Source organism: Lysinibacillus sp. 10T31, assembly GCF_056394365.1.
The window spans coordinates 140,691-155,165 of the sequence record NZ_JBFTHS010000021.1 but is presented as its reverse complement, the minus strand read 5'-3'; the positions used below and the strand labels follow the sequence as shown (position 1 = coordinate 155,165).

9 protein-coding genes, 3 pseudogenes and 1 other annotated feature are annotated in these 14,475 nt (G+C 37.8%); of the genes and pseudogenes, 10 read left to right on the top strand and 2 right to left on the bottom strand.

Features of this window, described 5'->3' with window-relative positions:
- The first annotated feature begins 71 nt into the window (after nt 1–71).
- From AC1DCY_RS14160 to AC1DCY_RS14140, 5 genes and pseudogenes are all read left to right on the top strand, one after another.
- A pseudogene (locus AC1DCY_RS14160) lies at nt 72–1,407 on the top strand (IS3 family transposase).
- 290 nt (nt 1,408–1,697) lie between these two features.
- Complete coding sequence (locus AC1DCY_RS14155) at nt 1,698–2,516, top strand: valyl-tRNA synthetase (RefSeq protein ID WP_477351072.1); 819 nt, start codon at nt 1,698–1,700, stop codon at nt 2,514–2,516.
- 269 nt (nt 2,517–2,785) lie between these two features.
- Nucleotides 2,786–3,064: a binding site (T-box leader), on the top strand.
- Between the two features lie 126 nt (nt 3,065–3,190).
- Complete coding sequence (locus AC1DCY_RS14150) at nt 3,191–5,836, top strand: valine--tRNA ligase (protein WP_477351070.1); 2,646 nt, start codon at nt 3,191–3,193, stop codon at nt 5,834–5,836.
- A gap of 178 nt (nt 5,837–6,014) precedes the next feature.
- On the top strand, nt 6,015–7,307 hold the full coding sequence (locus AC1DCY_RS14145) for a bifunctional folylpolyglutamate synthase/dihydrofolate synthase (protein ID WP_477351068.1): 1,293 nt from the start codon (nt 6,015–6,017) through the stop codon (nt 7,305–7,307).
- On the top strand, nt 7,304–8,557 hold the full coding sequence (locus AC1DCY_RS14140; RefSeq protein WP_477351067.1) for a bifunctional folylpolyglutamate synthase/dihydrofolate synthase: 1,254 nt from the start codon (nt 7,304–7,306) through the stop codon (nt 8,555–8,557). The genes AC1DCY_RS14145 and AC1DCY_RS14140 overlap by 4 nt, the downstream gene beginning before the upstream one ends.
- Before the next feature lie 156 nt (nt 8,558–8,713).
- On the opposite strand, the gene AC1DCY_RS14135 is transcribed toward AC1DCY_RS14140, so the two are convergent.
- Nucleotides 8,714–9,133, bottom strand: coding sequence for an SRPBCC family protein (locus AC1DCY_RS14135; protein WP_477351065.1), 420 nt, complete (start codon nt 9,131–9,133; stop codon nt 8,714–8,716).
- A 469-nt stretch (nt 9,134–9,602) separates the two neighbouring features.
- Between AC1DCY_RS14135 and AC1DCY_RS14130 the strand changes: the two genes are divergently transcribed.
- The 4 genes and pseudogenes from AC1DCY_RS14130 to AC1DCY_RS14115 all read left to right on the top strand — a co-directional run.
- Entirely contained in the window at nt 9,603–10,250 is a 648-nt protein-coding gene (locus AC1DCY_RS14130; protein ID WP_477351063.1) for a hypothetical protein, read from the top strand.
- Nucleotides 10,251–10,349: 99 nt separating this feature from the next.
- Nucleotides 10,350–10,943, top strand: a complete 594-nt coding sequence (locus AC1DCY_RS14125) for a Maf family protein (RefSeq protein ID WP_477351061.1) — start codon at nt 10,350–10,352, stop codon at nt 10,941–10,943.
- A 34-nt stretch (nt 10,944–10,977) separates the two neighbouring features.
- Nucleotides 10,978–11,499 (top strand): annotated as a pseudogene (gene radC / locus AC1DCY_RS14120) (RadC family protein); the annotation flags it as partial.
- Nucleotides 11,500–12,477: 978 nt separating this feature from the next.
- Nucleotides 12,478–12,624: pseudogene (locus AC1DCY_RS14115) on the top strand (JAB domain-containing protein); the annotation flags it as partial.
- Here the strand turns inward: AC1DCY_RS14115 and AC1DCY_RS14110 are convergent.
- Nucleotides 12,596–12,790 carry a hypothetical protein gene (locus tag AC1DCY_RS14110; RefSeq protein WP_477351059.1) on the bottom strand — a complete coding sequence of 65 codons (195 nt, stop codon included), beginning with the start codon at nt 12,788–12,790 and terminating at the stop codon, nt 12,596–12,598. The pseudogene AC1DCY_RS14115 and the gene AC1DCY_RS14110 sit on opposite strands and share 29 nt — an antisense overlap.
- 664 nt (nt 12,791–13,454) lie before the next feature.
- Here AC1DCY_RS14110 and AC1DCY_RS14105 point away from each other — a divergent pair.
- Nucleotides 13,455–14,474: a rod shape-determining protein gene (locus AC1DCY_RS14105; RefSeq protein ID WP_427423371.1), complete on the top strand. Its 1,020-nt coding sequence runs from the start codon at nt 13,455–13,457 to the stop codon at nt 14,472–14,474.
- The last annotated feature ends 1 nt before the right edge of the window (nt 14,475 follow it).

The window sequence follows — 14,475 nt, the reverse complement described above, 5'->3', positions numbered from 1 at the left end:
ACTTTCAAAAAGGTCATCTTATAGGGTATTTTTGTTTATAATGAAGAAAAAAACGAGCGGTGGTAAATAGTATGACTAAGAATTTATTTTCGAAACAACAACAGGCACAATTAAAATTAAATCCATATGTCAAAACGGTAAGCGCGAAAGCTATTACTTATACAGATGAATTTAAAGAATTTTTTATTGATGAATACGATAAAGGAAAATATCCAAGTGAAATTTTTCTTGAGGCGGGTTTTGACATTGAAGCCCTTGGTCCAGCACGTATTCWGAGAGCTTCGAATCGTTGGCGTACGGCTTAYAAAGAGCATGGGWTAACAGGTTTAGAAGATGCCAGAAAACATACTTCAGGTCGCCCTTTAGAGCGTGAATTAAGTTTAGAAGAAAAATACGCACGCTTAGAGGCGAAGATGAAATTGTTAGAAGCAGAAAACGAACTTTTAAAAAAGCTAGATCAACTCGAAAGGCAGATGATGAGGCAGAAATCAAAATAAGTACTACACAAAAATTYAAGTTAATCCATCAAACCATTGAAAAATATCAATTAAAACGAATGGTACGATATCTTTGTGAAATCGCAAATGTTTCACGCTCAGGCTACTATCGCTATTTTAGTGAAGAAGCTCTCTTGACTCGTCAAAAACAGAATGAAGAAGATGAAGTGGTGAAAGAAATCATTTTAAAGGCTTTTCATTTCCGAGGACGAAAGAAAGGCGCACGTCAAATAAAAATGACACTAGAAAACCAATATGCAATTACATACAACCTCAAACGTATCCGTCGCATTATGAAAAAATTTAATATCATCTGCCCCATTCGAAAAGCAAATCCAGCGCGTCGCATGGCAAAAGCAACGAAGGAACATCGCATATGCCCTAACAATTTACACCGCAACTTCAAGCAAGGTGTGGCAGGAAAAGTATTACTAACCGATATCACATATCTAAATCTAACATATGGAGGCGGCAAACGTGCTTATTTATCAACGATAAAAGACGCCGAAACAAATGAAATTTTAGCTTATGAAGTATCTTCTACAATGAGTATAGAAATTGCGCTCAACACGTTACATAAATTGAAGAAGCATCGCCATTTAGGGAAGATGCCTTTATCCATTCGGATCAAGGTTTCCACTATACRAATCCAAAATTCCGAGCCTTAGTGAAGAAAATTGGCTTAGGACAGTCCATGTCACGTCGAGGAAACTGTTGGGATAATGCGCCACAAGAATCATTCTTTGGGCATTTTAAAGAYGAAACAACTATTAGARCATGTGAAACGTTAGAAGAAGTAAAAAAAGAAATTAAGAGTTATATGATTTACTACAATCATTATCGAGGGCAATGGAATTTAAAAAAGCTGCCGCCTGCAAAATACAGACAGCAGCTTCAAAAAGTTGCCTAACCTTTTTTAAATGTCCTTTACAAAGGGTACATTTTAGTTTTCTAGTATGCCTTTTTTAGGCTTATTAACAGTGATTATCTGTTCCGGTCTAGCTCTTTCCTAGGGCTGTCTATGTGTTACTTTCCAAGGTGCAGTTCAAAATCAGAACGCAATGTTTATCTCGCGAAAGCAAAGTGACAGCTATATTATTACGTCAAAGCGAAATTGATTAATCATCCTATAGCATACTATCCTTCGGAGCTTCATATGATGCAAGGGGAGGGATTATTATCGAACAGAAAACTTGGAATATGAGTGAAACTTTTTGTTTTCCTGGTTATGGCTGCCCAACAGAAATAGCAGCTGTACAAATTAAGCCGCGGTGGCAGACGATGCAGTTAGAAGATTCTTTACGATTAATGGGTATTTATCATATCACAGCACATGTTCGCTTTGATTTTCAAGACATGGAAGCTTTCATGGATGATGAAGAATTAGTACAAATTGATGCGTTAGATATTCAAGGGGATACTGGTTATTTTGAGTATGCAGTTCCTTTAAATGTGGATTTACCAAAGGATGCAGCTATTGAAGATTTAATGGTAAAGGATATTCGACCTATATTGACTAATCAGATGTGTCAGCTCGAATGGAAAGTTACAAGTACTTTTAATGAGCCTGAGCCAGCATTCGAAAAAGCGCATATTTTAGAAAAACAGCCTGTTGCTGTCAATGCCTCAGCTCAGATAGAGAATGTGGCTTTTAAAGAAACGTCACAGGTAAAACAACCTGAAACTGTAGTAGCTTCGATTCAAGAAGAAAAATCTGCAGCTGTAGCAGCTTCGGCACAAGAAGAAAAATCCGCAGTTGTAACAACATCAAAACAAGAAGAAAAATCAAAGATTGTAACATTTGCAGCACAAAAGGAAAAGTCTGAAGCAATAGTAGCTTCAGACAAAAAAGAAAAGTCTGCACAAGCTGAGCAAAAAACAGTGTTGAGGGAATCCTCAAGTCATATTGTAGTCCGTGAGTCCAGCACTTGGCAGGAAGTTCCGTCTATGATCTGGGATTTAACGGAAGACTATACACCGCTAAAGGTTCGTGTTTCAAATGACTTCATTCAAAAGTAAATAGCATAGAAGTAACAGGAGCAATAAGATAATGAAATCTCCAGATGTTGGAATGATGATGACACGTATAAACTGAAAAACACAAATTGGCACAATTATCGTTTTGCAATAAAAACGAAATTGTCGTAGCCATGGTGGTAAATGCCAAGGATTATACTTACGTCGACGCATTTGAATTTTCACTTCCTTTTCTAGTAGTGCTTCCTAAAAAATGACTAAATCACTTGAAAAATTCTACGATTTTGCGGTACAATGTGAAAAAGTCGAATATAGATGCTATGACAGGGAAGAGTAAATTATTAGTACATTTTAAGAGAGGAAACGGTAGCTGAAAAGTTTCTATATGTACCTAATTGAATGTAGCCCTCGAGCAGCTTTAGTGAACTAACAGTAGTTAAAGCCGGTTAAACACCGTTACCGAATTGAGAGCCAGTAGTAAAAGGCTTAAGTAAGTAGTACATTTTTTTCTAATGAAATGTGTGACAGCTTAAATCGCCTCTGCTGGAATTAAAGGTGGTACCGCGAACTTAAACTCCTTCGTCCTTTTAGACGTTAGGAGTTTTTTTTATTTTCATTAATCTTCTGGTACATATGCCTCTACCTGAGACATAAAAACAGAATGATTGGTACAATCTCACACATGAAAAATTATTAAGTCAACAGGAGGAGTCAAAATGACAGAAAACATTTCAATGCCTACAAAATATGATCCGCAGTCCATTGAAGCGGGTCGTTATGAATGGTGGTTACAAGGGAAATTTTTTGAGGCGCAGCCTACAAGTGACAAGGAGCCTTATTCTATTGTTATTCCACCACCGAATGTAACAGGTAGATTGCATCTTGGTCATGCTTGGGATACAACATTACAAGATATTTTAATTCGTATGAAGCGCATGCAAGGTTATGATGCACTTTGGTTACCAGGAATGGACCATGCAGGTATTGCGACACAGGCAAAAGTAGAGGCCAAACTAAGAGAAGATAATATTACACGTTATGATTTAGGTCGTGAAAAATTCCTCGAAAAAACATGGGAATGGAAAGAAGAGTATGCTGGGCATATTCGCGATCAATGGGCGAAACTTGGTCTTGGATTAGATTATTCTCGTGAGCGTTTCACACTTGATCAAGGTCTTTCCGATGCAGTTAAAACTGTTTTCGTTCAATTATATGAAAAAGGCTTAATTTATCGTGGCGAACGCATTATTAACTGGGATCCTGCTGCAAAAACAGCATTATCAGATATTGAAGTTATTTATCAAGATGTTCAAGGTGCATTCTATCATATGAAATACCCATTAGCTGATGGCTCAGGATATGTGGAAGTTGCGACTACACGTCCTGAAACAATGCTAGGTGACTCAGGGGTAGCCGTTCACCCGAAAGATGAGCGCTATCAACACTTAATCGGTAAAACAGTTATTTTACCAATCGTAGGTCGTGAAATTCCGATCGTAGCAGATGACTACGTAGATATGGAATTTGGTACTGGGGTTGTAAAAATGACACCAGCACATGATCCTAATGACTTTGAGGTTGGTAACCGCCACAACCTAGAACGCATTCTTGTTATGAATGAAGATGGTACAATGAACGAGCTTGCTGGCAAGTATAACGGTATGGATCGCTTTGAATGCCGTAAGCAAATCGTAGCTGATTTACAAGAATCGGGCGTGCTTATCCGTATTGAAGAGCATACACATTCAGTAGGTCACTCTGAACGTTCTGGTGCTGTTGTAGAGCCATATCTATCAGCACAATGGTTCGTAAAAATGCAACCACTTGCTGATGCTTCCCTTGCTCTTCAAAAAGATGAAGAAGGGCAAGTAAACTTTGTACCATCTCGTTTCGAAAACACATATTCTCGCTGGATGGAAAACATTCGTGACTGGTGTATCTCTCGTCAGTTATGGTGGGGTCACCAAATCCCAGCTTGGTATCATAATGAAACAGGTGAAATTTACGTAGGAAAAGAAGCACCAGTAGATGCAGAAAATTGGACACAAGATGAAGACGTATTAGATACATGGTTCTCGTCAGCACTTTGGCCATTTTCTACAATGGGTTGGCCAGATGAGACAAATGAAGAATATAAACGTTACTATCCAACAAGCACACTTGTAACTGGTTATGATATTATTTTCTTCTGGGTTTCTCGAATGATTTTCCAAGGTCTTGAATTTACAGGTCAGCGTCCATTCAAAGATGTATTAATTCACGGTTTAGTACGTGATGGTGAAGGACGTAAGATGAGTAAATCACTTGGCAATGGTGTGGACCCTATGGACGTTATTGATCAATACGGTGCCGATTCATTACGTTACTTCTTAGCTACTGGATCTTCACCTGGTCAAGATTTACGCTATACAACTGAAAAAGTAGAAGCAATTTGGAACTTCTCTAATAAAATTTGGAATGCCTCTCGTTTTGCTTTAATGAACATGGAAGGTATGACATTTGATGAAATCGACTTAACTGGTGAAAAATCAGTTGCCGATAAATGGATTCTAACTCGCTTAAATGAAACGATTGAACGTGTAACATCACTTGCAGAACGTTACGAATTTGGCGAAGTTGGCCGCGAGCTTTATAACTTCATTTGGGATGATTTCTGTTCTTGGTATATTGAAATGGCGAAATTACCGTTATACGGTGATGACGAAGCAGCTAAGAAAACAACTCGTTCTATTTTAGCTTATGTTTTAGATCAAACTATGCGTCTATTACATCCATTCATGCCATTCATTACAGAAGAAATCTGGCAGCACTTACCTCATGAAGGTGAATCAATCACAGTGGCAGCATGGCCAACTGTACGTACGGATCTTCATTTTGCAGAGGAAGCGGACAATATGAAGCTCCTAATGGATATTATACGTTCAGTACGTAATATTCGTGCGGAAGTAAATACACCTATGAGCAAAAAAGTACCGCTATATATTTCAGCGAAGGATGCTGCAACGGCTACAGTACTTGAAGCCAATAAAGCATATTTAGAAAAATTCTGTAATCCAGAAACGCTAACAATTGGAGAAGGCTTAGAGGCTCCTGGTCAGTCAATGACAGCAGTAGTAACTGGAGCTGAGCTATTCCTACCGCTTGTTGGACTTATTAATCTAGAAGAAGAAATTGCTCGTCTTGAAAAAGAATTAGAGAAATGGGCAAAAGAAGTCAAACTTGTAACTGGTAAGTTATCGAATGAGAAATTCGTGTCTAAAGCGCCAGAAGCATTAGTTAATGCAGAACGTGAAAAATTAGCCGATTACGAAAGTAAACATGCGGTTGTATTAAAACGTTTAGAAGAACTGAAAAATATGTAAGATTGAGACAGCGGATGGCGAAAGTCATCCGCTGTTTTTTTATATTGATTTTATTTAAAATAAAAGATATGTGTTTTTTAGCTTTCATTCAAAGTAAAAGAGTTTTTTTCGAAATGTATGTGTATTGGGCTCTACTTATACTAAAATAGAGGTATTGTAGTAAGAGGGAGTGTTTCTTTTGTTTAAGACGATGAAAGAATGTACAGATTTTATTTTTACGTTAAAGGCAGTTGATCATAAACGTGCACCGCTCGTATTGATGCGAGAGGTATTAGCGCTTATTAATAATCCACAGGACAAGCTACGCACTATCCATTTAGCTGGCTCAAATGGAAAAGGGTCAACAGTGAATGCGCTAAGAGAAATGTTACAACATGCTGGCTATAAAGTAGGCGCCTTTACTTCACCTCATTTAGAGCGTGTAAATGAACGTATGACTATTAATGGAAATCAGATTTCTGATGCACAATTTTTACACTATATGAACAAAGTTGCTGAGATTATTGAGACCCATTATGAAGGTGACTTTCCGAGCTTCTTTGAAGTTGTGACACTTATTATGTTCCAATATTTTGCGGATGAAGAAGTGGATATTGCGCTGATTGAAACTGGACTTGGTGGACGTTTAGACGCTACGAATGTCATCACGCCTCTAATTTCAATTATTACAACGATTTCATTAGAACATACTGCATTTTTAGGAGATACATTAGCAAAGGTAGCGTTTGAGAAGGCGGGAATTATTAAAGAAAATGTACCTGTTGTAGTGGGTGTTAAAAGTGAGGACGCACTCACTGTTATCGAGGAGGTAGCCAATGAGCGTCATGCCCCATGCCTTGTTTTAGGGAAGGATTTTACGGTTGAAAACATTGAACAAGGAACTAATATGCAGCACTTTAATTACCGAAAAGCAAATGTGGAGATGGCAGCTGTCCCATTAAAAATGGCCGGGCCGCATCAAATTAATAATGCAAGCCTTGCGATTACAGCAATCCTAACGTTAAGAGAGAATGGAGCCATTGATATTTCAGATGAATCAATCCGTCAAGCTTTGGCAAAAGCTCAGTGGGCAGGCCGATTTGAGCAATTACCTGGCAATATTATCTTAGACGGAGCACACAATTCAGAAGGAACTGCCGCACTAATTCAAACACTAAAAACGGTCTACCCACACCAAAACTATCGATTTATATATGCGGCATTATCGGATAAAGATCATGCGAAAAGTATTGCTTTAATGGATAGTATTGCTACATCAATTGCATTTACACAAATTGAGCTACTGAATGCTATGCCTGCTGATCAATTAGCTGCATTATCTACAAATACGAACAAAATGTATAATGCGAATTGGTGTGAAATGGTTCAAACGATGCTGCATCGAAGAAATGATGAAGATGTTATCGTCATTACAGGCTCATTGTATTTTATAGCTGAAATACGACAATGGCTTCAGGGGGAACAACGATGATCCCTAAATTGAATAGCTACAAGGAAAAGTGGAATGTTCAAAGTGATGATGTTATTAAACCTGGTCTAACTGCGATTGAAGAGGCATTGGCACTAGTAGGTAATCCAGAAAACAAATTGCAAGTCGTGCACTTAGCAGGGACTAACGGTAAAGGCTCGACACTTACATTTCTAGAATCAATCGCCAAAGAACATGGCTTACGTGTTGGTAAATTTATGTCTCCTTGTATTGTGGACGTGCATGACCAAATTCAAGTAGCGGGTCAAGCTATTACAGAAGCGGAAATGAATCATGTATTCCAACAAATGCAGGCAGCCGGACTAAGTGGGAAACTAACAGATTTTGAACTTTTAACGGTCGCAACATTTTTACACTTTGTTGCTAGTGATGTAGATATTGCCCTTATTGAAGCAGGTATGGGGGGCTTACTTGATAGTACGAATGTGGTTACACCAATTGTGTCAATTATACCGAGTATCGCATTAGAGCATACGAATTTTTTAGGAAATACGATTGAAAGTATTGCCCAGCATAAAGCAGGAATTATTAAGCCATATCGTCCAGTTATTATCGGAGATCTACCGTTAGAAGCGAAGAATATCGTCTATCAGGAAGCTCAAAAAAAACATTCATCTGTTCTTGAGTTAAATCGTCAATTTTATGTGGAGCAAGAGAATGATGGAGAGAGCTACAAGTATAATAACAATGGCTTCCGTATAACAAAGCTTATACGCACAATGAAGGGGGCACATCAGGCGAATAATATGGCGCTCGCTATTACAGCCTTTTTTGAAGTGGCAACAGCATTAGAGTTACAAGTTAGTAAAGAAGCTATTCAAAAAGCTGTAAAAAACGCAACCCTTTTAGGACGTTTTGAAGAAATTATGCCTTATATTTTTTTAGACGGTGCGCATAATCCAGCGAGTGCTGAGAAATTAATAGAAACGATTAAGCAGGAGTTCCCAGGTGAGCAGATTACTTTTGTAATTGGTATTCTTGCTGATAAGGCTGTAAAAGAGATTTTGCAGCATTTCGAGCAGGTAAGTGATAATTTTTACTTTGTTGATTTCAATAATCCCCGTGCGATGGCTGCTCACAACATGCTTGAGCTGTCGAACGCTTCTCATAAAGTAGTTTTAGAAGATTATGTGCAATTTTTAAAACTACAGTCAGAAAACAAATCGAGAACGATTGTATCGGGTTCGTTGTATTTATTAACGGAAGTACGTAGTAGATTTAAAAATATATAACATCTAGTTGAGCGAACAATATATTTACAGTAAAGAATCAGGTACTCATTAAAAAATGAGTCCTGATTTTTTAAAAATCAAGTGTGAAAATTATTTATACTATGGACTATTTCAAATTGATTTCCGCAAGGATCTACAATTTCTTTATTAAATAAATTAATTTTTGGATACTCTCTCTTTGATTTCCTCGAGCACTTTTTCCCAATATATCTTCATTTCTTCTCTTACATTCTGATCGAGTAGTTTTTCTTGATGAAAACTAATAGTTGTTTTATTGCTTGCACTCGATATAATACGAACTTGAACTGTTGATGCCTTTTCCCATCCTACCTTTTTCCAAGTCAGGCGAAGTAGGTGTAAAGGTTTGACAACACGTAGTTCTCCTGAACCTAATTTCGTAATATATTTCTGACCTGGTTCAAGGGTAATGTTCATGCTCTCTCCTAACCATAAGCTTAATCCATCTTGTGAAGTAACAAGGTTCCAGGCTTCTTCTTGAGAAATAGGGAAAGTCCGTCTAACACCTACCTGAAATCCAGCCGTTTTTGTTTGTCCAATAATTTTTGGGTTATCCATCATATCACCTCATATCGATTATTTGTCAGTAAATAATATTATTTCTATTTTCATTTAATCATTACTAAAAGTTAGGAACAATAGTGATCAAAACGTATGCCCTGTATATAAGTTGATTGGGGGGAGACTGGACGCCCCCAGGAAAACGGAACGAAAATCAACTACATGTTATGGTGAAGAACTATTTAACTATTTCCTTTCTATTAACACCTTTATACATTCAGCAAAATTATTCTTTGATAGAGATACAAAAAGAGTGGAGTAAAGAATCCACCTTTTTTGTTTATAGTAAAACTTTCGTTGCAAAAATATTTAATTTTGACGTAAAACTTCGACCATAACTATTAAATCGAAATGTAGTAAATTCGCATTTACTCACCCTTTTATACATATACTTATATATCAAATTGTAACAATATCGTCTTGTCTAAATTTACTTTGTTATGTTAAAGAAAGAGGTGATGGTCGAATGAAAATTGTCAGTCATGTATTGAAAAAACAAGTATTTCGAGCGATGGTTATTGGAGGTATAGTTGGACTTTTTGGTGTAGCCCTTTTTTTAGGTATTCTTCAAGCAAGTACTAAATTTTCTTTAAAAAATGATAGCACTGAGGTAGCCACTAAAAGTAATGATGGTAACTCAGCCGGAGAAACAATTCCGACAGCTGGGGGAGCAACGAACGGTCCCATGTTTTTTGCAAGTCAAGCTGGGGTCTATTCAAATTATGAAAGTGCTAGCTCGTTTGTATCTGAACATCCTTCATTAAAAGAAAGTGCTATAGTCGAGGTTGATGGGAAATTTTATATTTGGACAAGTATGGTAACAGATGAAAGTCAGCTTGTCTTTTTAAAAGATCCTGCAACCTTTAAAAAAGCATTTACTTTAAGTGGTGACAGTTGTAAGGAGGCGACGATTGCGGAACTTCCATCTGTGCTAGCTGACAAAAATGCAACAAAATTAAATTTTAAGGATAAATCGAAGGATTCTACGTTGCCTGCTGATTGGCAATCTATTGGAGCAGCAGCCTCGTCTATTTCAACCGATATCAGCATCGTTCGCTTACAAGTTTTTGCCCATTACAAATCAAAAAATGCTTGTCTTCAAGTGAAATTTTAAGCACAAAAGATGGTGAAATAAGCATTATCTTGACTATTAGAAAATTTTCAAATCCCAATTTCTCCGTTATGATATCTAATAAGGAGGAATGGTCAGACAATGTTTAAAACAAATCACAAGCTAGTGCTTGCTTCAGCTTCACCACGACGAAAAGAATTGCTTGCTATGCTATCACTTCCATTCGACATAAAAACTAGTGAAGTAGAGGAGAAAAGCGTCAAGGCAACTACAATGCAAGATTATGTAAAAGGTGTAGCTCTATTAAAAACACGTGATGTTGCGCAGAAAGCTCCAAATGCCACGATTATTGGAGCAGATACTATTGTTGTTTATGATGATGAGCTACTCCATAAACCCAAAAATCGTGAGGAGGCAATTTCTCACTTATTACGCTTATCAGGTAAGCGTCATGCGGTCATGACAGCTGTTGCCATTATTGAGCCTAACGGTAATGAAACTACATTCGTCGAAGAAACAAATGTTGTCTTCCATCATTTATCGCAGGAGCTCATCGAAGCATATGTAGATTCGGGAGATCCATTTGATAAAGCAGGTGGTTATGGCATTCAAACTGCTGGAACCCTTTTAGTAAAACGAATTGAAGGAGATTATAACAATGTTGTCGGCTTACCACTTGCAGCGTTGTTTACGCAATTGGTAGCACTCAATATTATCCAATTTGCGAAGGAGTGAGGCTTTTTTGCTAAATGATGTTTTACCAAGGACGATGATACGAGACGTTAATATAGAGGATCGACCACGTGAAAGACTACGGAGACAAGGAGCTATGAGTTTATCGAACCAGGAGCTGCTGGCTATATTACTAAGGACAGGCACTAAAGAAGAGTCTGTCCTTGTACTTGCAAATCGCATACTAAGCGTTTTTGAACGTTTACATCATTTGAAGCATGCAACAATTGAAGAAATGGTTGCAATTAGAGGGATTGGTGAAGTTAAAGCCATTCAATTATTAGCGGCTATTGAACTCGGGAGACGTCTCGCACAGAAACAAAGCGATGAAAAATATACGATTCGTTCACCGCAAGATGCCGCTGCCTATTTAATGCCTGATATGACCTCGCTGAATCAGGAACATTTCGTAGTTCTTTTTTTAAATGTAAAAAATCAAATTATTCATAGACAAACGATTTTTATAGGCAGTCTAAATGCTTCGATAGTGCATCCTAGGGAGATATATCGCGAGGCTGTAAAAAGATCTGCTGCTTCTATTATTTGTGCACATAATCATCGTGCGACACGTTCGTAACTGAAAAGGTTGCGCATGCTGTCCGAACGTCCAGTTGACAAGTAAGAGAGTCGTGAACTCTTCACTCGATAGGTGGAATGATAGGGTAACGCCTTGAAACGCCTACTCTAATACTCCGACATGTGTTATTTGAATGTGTATAAGAATAAGGTGTGAAGCTCGGTGAAGTCGGCTGAATGTTACCGTAGTGCCAATCTAATTGGTAACCGAAAGCTAACTAGAGGTAGTTGGTGTAACGGATAGGTCGGGAGTCGTTAAAACTTAATATGGTGAGAATGTGGTAAAACACTGACGAACTAGCGAACGTAATGTCTGTAAGTGTGACTATTTAGAAATGAGTAGACTTGATGAAAATTCAAGTGCGTTTCCGTGGGCGAGTAAGTATGGTGGTTTCGAAAGCTCCATGCATCGTTACAGGCGATGGAGAGGACGCCAGGCAAGAGCTAGCACCTAAGTTAAGTATTGATAGGGTTAAGGGAACGTGGAAAGCTATCAACATGAAGAGTACACACTCGATGAAGTGTTAGGAAGGAAAGGAATGTATCTATAACTTCCTTTTATGATAGTGAGAGTAGAGGCAGGAGTAATGAAGTTTCTGTAATGGAAATGGAACAATAGCCTCAAGTCGTTTCGTCTAAACTATTTCAACTCAATCATTTCAAGGATTCCCGTATTACTAAAAAGGTCACGAGCCATGTTGGAGCGTGATAGAGCTTGAGCGAATCCAAACATATCTTGAATTTCTCAAATTAAATAAGGAACAAATTGAGAAAGTAAACAAACTAAGGTTGTTAATTGGGAATGAAGCAATAAAAGAGGGATGCAAATTAGATTTAGTAGATTGAGGTAAATGAAATAGTAAGGCAAACGATGGAATGCCGTGTGCGATGAAAGTTGCATGCACGGTGTGGAGCAGGGGAAAAGGTAGAGATTACTTCAAAGCCTTACCTATTGCTATCTAGTGGTGTTCCAACACCCAGTGAAGAGGATATTGAAGTGACGAGAAGAATTTTAGAGGCCGGTTATATTATAGGCATAGATTTAGTAGATCATCTTATCATCGGTGATCATCAGTTCATTAGTCTGAAAGAAAAAGGATATTTTTAATTTCATTCAGCGGGTGCCAAACATCCGTACCAGTCGATTTGCTTTCGGTACAAAAGACATCCGCTGAAATAGAGGAACTCAGTCTAAAAACGTCACGTCCTGTGGCAACGACTGAGTGACCAACATCGTGCTGCTGACGCTGCGTTAGCACTACGCTTTCGCGCAAAAGACATCTGTTGACCCAAAGCCTCCAAACGCAATTATGCCGAGGCATAATTGATCTCTGCAAAATATTTTGCAGAGTTTTTTTATGGAAATCTTTAAGGTATGTTAAGGTATTTACACGATTTTGAATTGTACATCAGTTGACGAATCATTTTGGGAAGCCTCAGATTGTTCCTGATTACAACATTTGAAATAGAATCATTGCTTTATTATTTTAAAAATAAATATTTTTGTATTTTTTTGCGAAAAGCTAAAAATAAATGTGAACCTTTTTTTTTAGAAAACGTTATTGTATTCGTAGAAATGTCTATTATATTCACAAAAATTGGTAGCCTATTACACGTTGTCTTACAAGAATAAAAATTATATGCTAATCTATACGTACTGTTTTTGTTTAGGAGGGAATTAAAATAGTATCTTTTCCGCGAGAAGAGGTATGTGGTACTACAAATTCTTGCGTTTTTCCGTTATAATGAACGGTATGATTTTATTTTTGTTCAGAAAGAGACTCTCACTCCTGCAGGTGTGAGATAAATGAGTGTGTAGTTTTTTTTCAGTAGGTGTCTAACACCGAGTGAATGAAGATAAAACCTCGGGGTGAAACGCGCCGGGGTGTAAGTTGATGTCAACGAAAGTATGGCTTAAATAGAAAGGGAGTACACAATTTGTTTGGATTAGGAAGTAAAGATGTCGGGATTGACCTTGGCACAGCGAATACATTAGTGTTTATTAAAGGGAAGGGAATCGTTTTACGCGAACCTTCAGTTGTAGCGAAAAATACAAAAACTGGAGATATTGTTGCAGTTGGTAATGATGCGAAAAATATGATTGGTCGTACACCTGGCTCAATCGTAGCTATCCGTCCTATGAAAGATGGCGTTATTGCTGATTTTGATATTACTACAGCAATGATAGAATACTATTTAAAAGAAGCTTGTAAAAATTCTGGTGGTAATTGGAAAAAACCGAATGTTATGATTTGTGTGCCTTACGGTATTACATCGGTTGAACAACGTGCGGTTATTGATGCTGCTCGCCAAGCAGGTGCTAAGGAAGCATTTACAATTGAAGAGCCATTTGCAGCAGCAATCGGTTCAAACTTACCAGTATGGGATCCAACAGGGTCAATGGTCGTTGATATCGGTGGTGGTACAACAGAGGTAGCAGTTATTTCATTAGGTGGTATTGTAACAAGTGAATCCGTACGTGTTGGCGGGGATGCAATGGACCAATCCATCATTTCGTATATTCGTAAATCATATAACTTAACAATTGGTGAACGTACTGCAGAAGCAGTAAAAATGGAAATCGGTACAGCGTTGGCTGAGGGTCCAGAAGAAAGAATGGAAATTAGAGGACGCGACCTTTTAACAGGTTTACCTAAAACAATCGAAATTTCTTCACAGGAAATTTCTGAATCTTTACGTGAAGCGGTAGCATCTATTATTGATGGGGTTCGAAAAACGCTTGAACAAACACCTCCTGAATTATCTGCAGACGTAATGGAACGCGGAATTGTACTAACAGGTGGTGGTGCGCTATTAACGAATTTAGACAAAGTTATTAGCCAAGAAACTAATATGCCAGTATTTATCGCAGAAGATCCACTGGACTGTGTTGCTATTGGTACAGGTAAGGCTCTAGAACATATTGATTTAATTCGTGCACAACAAGTTAAAGGGTAAG

Coding starts and splice junctions, on each gene's coding strand:
- AC1DCY_RS14155 (WP_477351072.1), top strand. CDS start 1,698: ATGAGTGAAACTTTTTGTTTTCCTGGTTATGGCTGCCCAACAGAAATA.
- AC1DCY_RS14125 (WP_477351061.1), top strand. CDS start 10,350: ATGTTTAAAACAAATCACAAGCTAGTGCTTGCTTCAGCTTCACCACGA.
- AC1DCY_RS14130 (WP_477351063.1), top strand. CDS start 9,603: ATGAAAATTGTCAGTCATGTATTGAAAAAACAAGTATTTCGAGCGATG.
- AC1DCY_RS14140 (WP_477351067.1), top strand. CDS start 7,304: ATGATCCCTAAATTGAATAGCTACAAGGAAAAGTGGAATGTTCAAAGT.
- AC1DCY_RS14135 (WP_477351065.1), bottom strand. CDS start 9,133: ATGGATAACCCAAAAATTATTGGACAAACAAAAACGGCTGGATTTCAG.
- AC1DCY_RS14150 (WP_477351070.1), top strand. CDS start 3,191: ATGACAGAAAACATTTCAATGCCTACAAAATATGATCCGCAGTCCATT.